Genomic DNA, 2758 nt, shown 5'->3' with positions numbered 1-2758 from the left:
CTGCGGGTTGGTCCATCGGCGCCGGCGGCGCGACGGGGGCCGGACGAGCGGCGAGTGGCGGATACGGGACGGGGGCGACCCCGCGAGGGGTCCTGTCCTGGGGCGCCTGCGCGGGCGGTGCGTCGAATCCGCCCCGGTCGGGCGACGTCGACGGTTCGGACGCTACCGGAGCCGGCTGCAGCGGCTTGACCGGCGCGCCGAGCTTCGCCTCGGGCTCGCCGACCACCTCGATCACGCCGTCCGAACCCCTGGTGAGGATCGGCGCGCTGGCGACCCCGACCATCCCGAGCTTCTCGGCGCGCTGGGCCAGGACCTCCGCCGACCGGGCGCGCTCGTTGGACGCCTGGAGGGCCTCCATGCGTTCGACGAGCTGGACGTTGGCGTCACGCGCGTTCTTGAGGTTGTAGGTGTCCTGGGTGGTCTGCGCGGACAGCAGGAGCGTGCCGCCGACGCCGGTACCGATGAGGAGGAGCATGACGACGACGAAGGGGATCCTCCCCGCGAGGTCGGCGGGACTCAGCCGTTCCGCGGGGACGACCACCGTCCGGCGGCCCCGGACAGAGCGGGTGACCGGCTTCCGGCGCAGGCCCACGGCCCCGACGCCTCTGACCGGCTCGGCGCCCTCGGTGGTGGTGCCGCGCCGGGTGTCGAGGTCGTCGGCGGGATCCGACGTGTCGATCGTGCTCGTCATGGGGTTCTCCCGTCGATACGCCGGACGCAGCGCACCCGGACCGAGGCCGAGCGCGGGTTGTGATCGATCTCGGACTGTGAGGCCTTCTCCGCACCGCGGGTCACGGCCTCGAACTCGGGACCGTGTCCGGGCAGTTCCACCGGCAGACCGGCCGGGGTGCGCGAGGCGGTCCGGGTGGTCAGTTCCCGCTTGACGATCTTGTCCTCGAGCGAGTGGTACGCCATGAACACCGCCCGCCCGTCACCCCTCAGCAGGTCGAGGTACCCGGGGACCGCGTTCTCCACGGCCTCGAGCTCGGCGTTGACCTCGATGCGCAGCGCCTGGAAGACACGTTTGCCCGGATGCCCACCGGTGCGGCGGGCGCCCTGCGGGATGGTGTCGTAGAGCAGCTCGACGAGCTGGGCGCTGGAGGCGACCGGATCTGTCTCACGGCGACGCACGATCGCGGAGGCGATCTGACGCGCGAACCGCTCCTCGCCGTAGACGCGGAAGATCCTGGCGAGGTCGTCACGCGGGTAGTCCGCCAGGATGTCGGCGGCGGTCGGGCCGGTGGTGGGGTCCATCCTCATGTCCAGCGGGGAGTCGACCGAGTACGCGAAACCGCGCTCGGCCACGTCGAGCTGCATCGAGGAGACCCCGAAGTCCAGCAGCACGCCGTCGATCGCCGGGCCGGCCGCGTCCCTCGCGTCCTCGGGGAGGCTGTCCACGATCAAATCGAAGTCGTCGAAGCGGGCGTGCACGGGAGTGAACCGGTCCCGGTAGGCGGTGAGTCTGCGGGTGGCGATCTCGCGGGCCTCGGGGTCGCGGTCGACCCCGACCACCCTCAGGTCGTCGAACTCGGCGAGGAGATGCGAGGTGTGACCGCCCAGACCCAGCGTGCCGTCCACGATCACCGGGCGACGGCCTTCCGCGGCCGCGGAGTCGACGACGGGCCGGAAGAGTTCGAGGGTGCGGTCGAGGAAGACGGGGATGTGACCGGACCGGGCAGCCGCGCGGTCGGAGTCGGGCTCTTCCGCCATGTCGCCTCCCTCGCGTCCGGATGTCATCGGTGCTCCGGTTGTGGTGGAGCCCCCTGGTCCCCGTCCGGTACCCACCTGGCGTTGGGGAAGTACGTCAGGGTGGTGCCGGGCAGGGGCCGGGGGGCTCCGTCCGTCGTGCAGTCGTGCTGTCGTTCCGTCGTTCCGTCGTGCTGGTCCGTCCCGGGGATCAGAACTCGATCCCCAGCGAGGTGCCCTCCATCTCGGAGAACACGGGGAGGTTCTCCGCGCTGTAGCGGTCCCAGGCCTCGGCGTCCCAGACTTCGAGACGCTCTCCGAGGCCGTTGACCACGCAGTCCTTGCCGAGGCCCGCGTAGTTCCGCTGACTCGCCGGAATGGAGACCCGTCCCTGCGAATCGAGTTGTTGGACCTCCGCGCCGCTCACCAGGAGCCGGAAGAACGCCATGTGCCTCTCACTGAGGTTGGCGGTCGGCCGGACCTTTCTGACCAACGCGTCGAACTCGCGTTCCGGGAAGACCGAGAGCGTGTTGGTGAACCACCCACACACGACCACCCCGTCGGCCAGGCCAGGCCTGAATCTGGCGGGGATCGTCAGCCGCCCCTTGTCGTCGAGCTTGGGACGGTGCGTCCCGTACCCGACGAAGGCTCGTTCACGCTCGGAGTCGGTGGGATCGGTGTCGGTCACCCGCCACCTCCTGGGTTCAGGCCCCTTCGAGCTCCTCGCGTCCCCCACTGTACCCCACAACGCCCCACAAACAAGGCCTGTGCCCCACTTCTCCCCACCGACTTACATCTCTGCAGTTCAGAGCACCCTGTCGACCCGTGACCAGCTGGAGAACCCGCCGGGAGTCACGCCGGAGACGGCCACAGTCGGCGAACAGATGTGGTTCCTGTGACTATTTCACACCCTAGGGGCGAATGATGGACCCCCGGTGGGGCGAAGTGGAGAGCCGGGGGGCGCACGGTGGGGCGCGCCGCCGCAGGGCGATCCGGCATCACCGAGTTCCCACGCGGCCGAGACGCTCGCCGCCGAAATAGGCGGGAGGGGCGAGCGCGGATGCGCTCGCCC

The 2758-nt window shown here is 70.4% G+C and carries 3 protein-coding genes; all 3 read right to left on the bottom strand.

Annotated features, from left to right (window positions below; translation table 11 throughout):
* Positions 1–691 (bottom strand): hypothetical protein (locus G6031_RS16940; protein ID WP_182653896.1); only part of this gene is annotated, 691 nt, incomplete at its 3' end.
* A complete protein-coding gene (gene rsmH, locus G6031_RS16935) occupies positions 688–1710 on the bottom strand; it encodes a 16S rRNA (cytosine(1402)-N(4))-methyltransferase RsmH (protein WP_182653895.1) in 1023 nt (340 codons plus the stop codon). The genes rsmH and G6031_RS16940, both read right to left, overlap by 4 nt.
* A 187-nt stretch (positions 1711–1897) precedes the next feature.
* Positions 1898–2374: a division/cell wall cluster transcriptional repressor MraZ gene (locus G6031_RS16930; RefSeq protein ID WP_179525058.1), complete on the bottom strand. Its 477-nt coding sequence runs from the start codon at positions 2372–2374 to the stop codon at positions 1898–1900.
* Positions 2375–2758: the final 384 nt, after the last annotated feature.

Origin of the sequence: Dietzia sp. CQ4, assembly GCF_014145125.1 — a bacterium.
Lineage (GTDB): Bacteria > Actinomycetota > Actinomycetes > Mycobacteriales > Mycobacteriaceae > Dietzia > Dietzia natronolimnaea.
Note: the sequence above shows the minus strand (reverse complement) of the source record. Positions and strands in the feature narration are given on the sequence as shown.

What these genes read in the sequence shown, in the direction of transcription:
- rsmH (WP_182653895.1), bottom strand. Translation starts at nt 1,710, where the DNA reads ATGGCGGAAGAGCCCGACTCCGACCGCGCGGCTGCCCGGTCCGGTCAC.